Consider the following 6,357-nt stretch of genomic DNA (forward strand, 5'->3'; position numbering starts at 1 on the left):
GGGGGCGCGCGGGGGACGGGATGCCGCGGACCTCGGCATCCTGGTCAAACTCCTCGACGCGCGCCAGCGTCTCCCCGTGCACGTGCACCCTGACCGCGGCTTCGCCGCCAGCCACCTCGACTGCCCATACGGCAAGACCGAGGCCTGGTACGTGCTCGAGACCGAGGACGACTGCGCGGTGCACCTCGGGTGGAACCGGCCCGTCGACCGGGACGAGCTCGACCGCCGCCGCGAGGCGCAGGACGGCGAGTGGATGCTGGCCCACATGAACCGCGTCGTGGTGCGCCCGGGGATGGGAGTGCTCGTGCCCGCCGGCACCGTGCATGCGATCGACGGCGGGATCTTCCTGGCCGAGGTGCAGGAACCCACCGACTTCTCGATTCTGCTGGAGTGGTCGGTGACGACCTCGACCCGCGAGGAGTCGCACCTCGACCTGGGTTTCGACGCCGTCATGCCCGCGGTCTCCACGGACGCGCTGGATGCCGCCGCGCTCGACGCCCTGATCAGCACGGCGGGCACCGCGCCGGCGGAGGCGGGCTTCCGCTCGCTGCTGCCGTCCGCGGCTGACCCCTACTTCCGGTTGTTCGACGCCGCCGGAGAGACCGCCTCGCGCGAGGCGGGCTTCGCGGTCGTGCTCGTCTCCGACGGTGCCGGGGCGCTCGTGTCCGAGGCGGGGAGCGTCGACGTCGCGCGCGGTCAGGTGTACGCCGTGCCGCACGCCTTCGGCGCCTGGCGTCTCGCGGGGGCCGCCGAGGTACTCGTCGCCGCGCCCGGCGCCGGCTGGCCGATGACTCTGCGCGGCGGCGACGTGCGGTGACCGCGGCGTCGCGGCGCGCTCGACACGGTGCGGCGCGGCGCGGTGGTGGTGTGTGCGGGCGGCGGTGGGTGCGCGTCGCCGCCGGGTGCGGTGCGGCTGACCGCGGTGGGTGGCCGTCGCCCGCCGGGTGCGCTGGCGGAGTGCGGGGCCGCGGTGGGCGCGCGTCGTGCCCCGCATGCGGCCGCGGCGTGCGCGGGCGCCGCCGTCCGTCGTCCCCCGCAGCGCGCCCTGCGAGAATCGGGGGATGACCGCCACGCTCGTCGCCCAGGCCCTCACCGGAGGCTACGGACACCGCACCCTGTTCGAGGGCGTCGACCTCACCGTGGCGCCGGGCGACGTGATCGGCGTCGTGGGCGCCAACGGCGCCGGCAAGTCGACGCTGCTGCGGCTGCTCGCCGGCGTCGACGAACCGCTCGGCGGCTCGATCGCGCTGGCCCCGGCCGACGCCTTCGTCGGCTGGCTGCCGCAGGAGCACGAGCGCGTGCCCGGCGAGACCGTGGCGCAGTACCTTGCGCGGCGCACCGGCTGCGCCGAGGCGACGCGCGAGATGGATGCCACGGCCGCGGCCCTCGGCGACCCCGACGCCGTGGGGGCCGACGACGCGTACGCCACGGCCCTGGACCGCTGGCTCGCGAGTGGCGCGGCCGACCTCGACGAGCGGATGCCGGTGGTGCTCGCCGACCTCGGACTCGACGTCGGCCCCGACGCGCTCATGACCGGGCTCTCGGGCGGGCAGGCTGCGCGGGTGGGGCTCGCGGCGCTGCTGCTCTCGCGCTTCGACATCGCGCTGCTCGACGAACCGACCAACGACCTCGACCTCGACGGCCTCGAGCGATTGGAGTCGTTCGTGAAGGGTCTCCGCGGCGGGGTCGTGCTGGTCAGCCACGACCGCGAGTTCCTCGCCCGGTCGGTCACGCGCGTACTCGAACTGGACCTCGCCCAGAACTCGCATCGCGTGTTCGGCGGCGGCTACGACGCCTACCTTGAGGAGCGCGCGACCCTCCGGCGGCAGGCGCGCGAGAAGTACGAGGAGTTCGCCGACACCAAGGCCGACCTCGTCGCGCGCGCCCGCACGCAGCGCGAGTGGTCGAGCCAGGGCGTGCGCAACGCGATGAAGAAGTCGCCCGACAACGACAAGATCCGCCGCAAGGCCTCGATGGAGTCCAGCGAGAAGCAGGCCCAGAAGGTGCGGCAGATGGAGAGCCGCATCGCGCGGCTCGACGAGGTCGAGGAGCCCCGCAAGGAGTGGAAGCTCGAGTTCACGATCGGGGCAGCGCCGCGGTCGAGTTCCGTGGTCTCCACGCTTTCGGGTGCCGTGTTCCGGCAGGGGGCGTTCGCGCTCGGTCCCGTCTCGCTGCAGGTGAACGCGGGCGAGCGCATCGGCATCACCGGCCCCAACGGTGCCGGGAAGACGACGTTGCTGCGTGGCATCCTGGGCCGTCAGACCCCGGACGAAGGAACCGCGAGTCTCGGGTCGAGCGTTGCGATCGGCGAGATCGACCAGGCCCGCTCGCTGCTGGTGGGGGAGCGTCCGCTCGCCGAGACCTTCGAGGGACTCGTGCCCGAGATGACCGCGGCCGACGTGCGCACGCTGCTGGCGAAGTTCGGGCTCAAGGCCGACCACGTCACCCGCCCGGTCGACGGTCTTTCACCCGGCGAGCGCACGCGGGCGGGGCTGGCGCTCCTCCAGGCGCGCGGGGTGAACGTCCTGGTGCTCGACGAGCCGACGAACCACCTCGACCTGCCCGCGATCGAGCAGCTCGAGCAGGCGCTGGAGTGCTACACCGGCACGCTGCTGCTCGTCACGCACGACCGCCGCATGCTCGACGCCGTACAGACTGACCGCCACTGGCGCGTGGAGTCCGGCCGCGTGTCGGAGCGGTGACGCTCAGCCCCGCATCGATAAACGGCGTGTCGAGTGAGACACGGCGTCTCTGCGCGTGTCTCACTCGGGAGAGCGTTTATCGCGGGGGTTCGGGGGCGTCAGCGACCCTGGCGCTTCTTGTACGGCTTGGGCTGGCCCTTCACGATCGGGGCGCGGCCCGTGCCCTTGGAGGCCTTGGCCTTGCCGCCCCGCGCCTTCGGAGCAGCGACCGCCTGCGGGGGAGCGTCGGCGATCCGGGCGCGGGCCTCGTCGAGGAGCAGGACACCCGCGGGCGTGAGGTTCGTCGGCGGCGTGCGCGACACCAGCGGCTGCCCGACCTCCTCTTCGAGTTTGTCGATCGTGGTGTACAGCGACGCGAGGGGGATGCCGAGCCGCTCGGCCGCGCGCGGGAAGTGCTGCTCCTCGGCGAGGGCGGCGAACCGGACGAGGTGCGCAAGCTTCATGGCATCCATTCTCCCGTGCCGCGGCGGCGCCCAGATCACGTGATGTGGGCGAGGTCGCTCGATGTGGTGCGTCGCACGGTGCGTTCTCGCCCAGATCACGTGATGTGGACGAGGCCGCTCGACGTGGTGCGTCGCACGGTGCGTTCTCGCCCAGATCACGTGATCTGGTGCGCCCCCGCCCTAAGCAACGGATGCCAGGAAGCGGTCCGCCGTCCGCAGCGACAGGGCCATGATCGTCAGGGCGGGGTTCGCGGCCAGCGCCGAGGGGAAGACGCTGTTGTCGCAGATCCAGAGGTTGGGGATCTCGTGCGAGCGGCCGTCGGCGTCGACCACGCCGTCGTCCGGGTCTGTCGACATGCGGCACGTGCCGATCGTGTGCGCGGTGCGAGCGAGGGTGATCGTGTCGCGCGCCCCCGCGGCCTCCATCACCCGCCGCAGGAACGCGGTGGCATGCCGGTCGAGAGCCTTCTCATTGGGTCCCGCTGTGAACGTCACCCGGGCGCGGGGGATGCCGAATTCGTCGGCCTCGTCCGAGAGTTCGAGGCGGTTCGCCTCCGACGGCAGGCAGTCGCCGTTGATGCCGATGCCCGCCATGTACTGCGCCTGATCGAGGCGTCGCATGAGCTCCGGCCCCCACAACCCGCCGCCGCGCGCGAGCGTCGTGGCGAAGGTGAGGGGCATCACCCCAAGGCTCTGCACGAGATAGCCCCCGGCGAAATCGGCGTCGGCGGGGCGCAGCATGTCCTCGGTGATGACCGACGAGGGGTAGCCGCGGTGCCCCCGCACGGGCTCGTCGAACCGGCCCCACACCTGCGTCGCACCGTGCGCGAGGAAGTTGCGACCCACCTGACCGCTGCCGTTCGCGACGCCGGTGTGCAGCAGCAGCCGCGGCGTCTCGACGCCGCCGGCCGCGAGCACGAGCGCACGGCAGCGCTGGCGCACGTCGACGCCGTCCTGCCGGTACACGACCGCCGCGACGTGACCGCGCGCGTCGAGCTCGATCCCGTGGACCATCGCACCGCTGCGGATCTCGGCTCCGGCGGCCACCGCGGCCGGCAGGTAGGTGTTGGCGGTTGTGGCCTTGGCATCGGTTCGGCATCCCTGGTGGCAGGAACCGCAGTTGACGCACGTGCCGCGCTCGCCGTAGTGGTCCTGCACCCGGGCGCGGGTGAGCACGGCGGCGGGCGCGTCCGCCCAGCGGATGCCGAGCGCCTCGCACCCGCGCGCGACGAGGTTCGCGGGCGCGTTGCGGGCGGCGGGACCGTAGGCGTACGACCGGTCGGGGTCCCACGGGTAGGGCGTCTGCCCCGAGACGCCGATGTCGCCCTCGACGCGGGCGACGTACGACAGCAGCTCGTCGGGGTCGATCGGCCAGTCGCGGCCCTCGCCGGTCTCGGTGCGCAGCCGGAGGTCACGCGCGTCGGGACGCGGCGCGAACGCGCCCCAGTGCAGCGTGGAGCCGCCGACACCGCGACCGCTGTTGTTGGGGCCGAACGCTGTGGGATCGCCTCCGCCGCTGAGGCGGTCGGACATCCAGTTAATCTCCACCGCCTCGGTCTCGTCGGGGGTGAGGTCGTCGAGGTCGAAGTTCCGGCCCGCCTCCAGCGCCACGACCGACAGCCCGCGCCGGGCGAACTCGGCCGTCAGCGGGGCGCCGCCCGCGCCCGTCCCGATCACGACGACGTCGACGATGTCGTCCGTGCCGTGCGTGCGCATCCCCTCGAGCTTCATACGGCGTCTCCCGTCGCGATCGTGCCGCCGACTCCGGCGGGCTCCCAGTCCTCGCGTCGCCCGAGATCGAGGTGCACATAGCCGCGGATCGGGTCCCGGCCGCCGGTGGCGAAGCCGTCGAAGCCGGTGCGGGCCATGCTCGCCGGGTGCGAGAGCCACTGCCGCACGAGGTCGACGCGCGCGTCCTCCAGCCACGCCGTCAGGAGAGCGGCATCCAGGGGTCCGTCCGTGGACCCGGTGCCCTCGATCGCCGCACGCAGCACGGCCTCGCGCTCGACCGGGTCGGTCGGCCACCCCGGGGCGAGGGTGTCGAGCCCGCGGCGATACGCCTCGGCATCGGGCGGGAGACCGTCGCGGCGCCATCCGTCGCCCTCGCCGCGAGCCAACTGCGCGTCGATGCGCGCGGCGAGGTCGATCGCGGGGCCGTCCTGGGGCACGACGAGATCGGCGATCTCGCGCAGCAGCGTGAGCTGCGCCATGTCGAGCACGCGCGGCGCGTAGCCGCGGTCGTCGGGCACCGCCCGGCGGTTCAGGATGCCGCGTACCCGCGCATCCACCCGGTCGCCGGCGATGAGCCGCACCCACTCCTCGGGCACCTCGGGTCCGGCGAGCACTTCGTCCGCGACGAACGCGGCGATGGCCGCAGCAGCCTCGGGCGCGCGCTCGAGCGGGATCAGGTGCCCGGTGTCGGCGAGGCTGTGGAACCGTGCCCGGGGCAGGACGCCGGAGAGCAGCCCCGGCTGCGCCGCGGCCCCGAGGTCGGCGTCGTCGGCGCCGGCGAGCACGAGGGCGGGGAGGTCGAGGCGGCCGACCTCGGCGCGCACGTCGACACGGCTCCCGGTCTCGAGCCATGCCCGCCACGCGGCGGGAGACGTTCGAGCGAGGTCGTCGACGGCGAGACGGTGGGCCTCGGCATCCAGCGGCTTCGCGGTGTTCTGGTCGAGGAAGGTCTCGGCATCCGTCTTTGAGATCGGCCCGTCGGCCACCCACGACAGCATCCGGGCGCGCCGGTCCTCGTCCATCGGCTCGGGGCGCGGCGGCGAGGGCGCCATCAGCACCAGCCCGGCGAGCCCCGCCAGGGGCGCGTCTCCGCTCAGGACGCGGGAGGCCACGATCCCGGCGATCTTGCCGCCCATGCTGTGCCCGCCGAGCATCCACCGGCCGCGGGCCCGCTCGTGCAGGATGCCGATGACGTGTGCGACCGTCGCCTCGATCGAGGTGTCCGAGGCAGCGGTCTCCGAACCGAAGCCCGGCAGGTCGATGCCCTGTACGTCCACCCGTCCCGCGAGCGCGTCGCCGAGCCGTTGGAACGATCCGCCGCTCGCCCCCAGGGCGTGCAGCAGGTAGAGGGTCGGAACGTCGTTCGGGCTCGGCATGTCTTCACGCTTTCGCACGTCGGGGCCTGCGACGGGCCGCTTGCGCACCGAGCCTTTTTGCGCAAGCACGCGCGAACCACGGCATAACTCCTGCGGGTCGGGGGC

General features: G+C 73.4%; 5 protein-coding genes. 2 read left to right on the plus strand and 3 right to left on the minus strand.

Features of this window, described 5'->3' with window-relative positions:
- Both FE256_RS18290 and FE256_RS17235 read left to right on the plus strand, forming a co-directional pair.
- A partial coding sequence (locus FE256_RS18290) for a class I mannose-6-phosphate isomerase (RefSeq protein ID WP_171024402.1) occupies positions 1–817 on the plus strand: 817 nt, incomplete at its 5' end.
- A 244-nt stretch (positions 818–1,061) separates the two neighbouring features.
- Positions 1,062–2,702: an ABC-F family ATP-binding cassette domain-containing protein gene (locus FE256_RS17235; protein ID WP_138178096.1), complete on the plus strand. Its 1,641-nt coding sequence runs from the start codon at positions 1,062–1,064 to the stop codon at positions 2,700–2,702.
- A gap of 98 nt (positions 2,703–2,800) precedes the next feature.
- Here the strand turns inward: FE256_RS17235 and FE256_RS17240 are convergent, their stop codons facing one another.
- The 3 genes from FE256_RS17240 to FE256_RS17250 all read right to left on the minus strand — a co-directional run bounded on the left by FE256_RS17240 (position 2,801) and on the right by FE256_RS17250 (position 6,252).
- Positions 2,801–3,145 (minus strand): LysR family transcriptional regulator, encoded by a 345-nt coding sequence (locus tag FE256_RS17240; protein ID WP_138178098.1) that lies wholly within the window; start codon positions 3,143–3,145, stop codon positions 2,801–2,803.
- Positions 3,146–3,325: 180 nt separating this feature from the next.
- Positions 3,326–4,876, minus strand: a complete 1,551-nt coding sequence (locus FE256_RS17245; protein WP_138178100.1) for a GMC family oxidoreductase — start codon at positions 4,874–4,876, stop codon at positions 3,326–3,328.
- Entirely contained in the window at positions 4,873–6,252 is a 1,380-nt protein-coding gene (locus FE256_RS17250) for an alpha/beta hydrolase (protein ID WP_138178102.1), read from the minus strand. The genes FE256_RS17245 and FE256_RS17250 overlap by 4 nt, the downstream gene beginning before the upstream one ends.
- Between the last annotated feature and the right edge of the window lie 105 nt (positions 6,253–6,357).

Origin of the sequence: Microbacterium sp. 5K110 (assembly GCF_005774735.1) — a bacterium.
Lineage (GTDB): Bacteria > Actinomycetota > Actinomycetes > Actinomycetales > Microbacteriaceae > Microbacterium.

Excerpts from the sequence above, each read along its gene's own strand:
- FE256_RS17235 (WP_138178096.1), top strand. The coding sequence starts at position 1,062 with ATGACCGCCACGCTCGTCGCCCAGGCCCTCACCGGAGGCTACGGACAC.
- FE256_RS17240 (WP_138178098.1), bottom strand. The coding sequence starts at position 3,145 with ATGAAGCTTGCGCACCTCGTCCGGTTCGCCGCCCTCGCCGAGGAGCAG.
- FE256_RS17245 (WP_138178100.1), bottom strand. The coding sequence starts at position 4,876 with ATGAAGCTCGAGGGGATGCGCACGCACGGCACGGACGACATCGTCGAC.
- FE256_RS17250 (WP_138178102.1), bottom strand. The coding sequence starts at position 6,252 with ATGCCGAGCCCGAACGACGTTCCGACCCTCTACCTGCTGCACGCCCTG.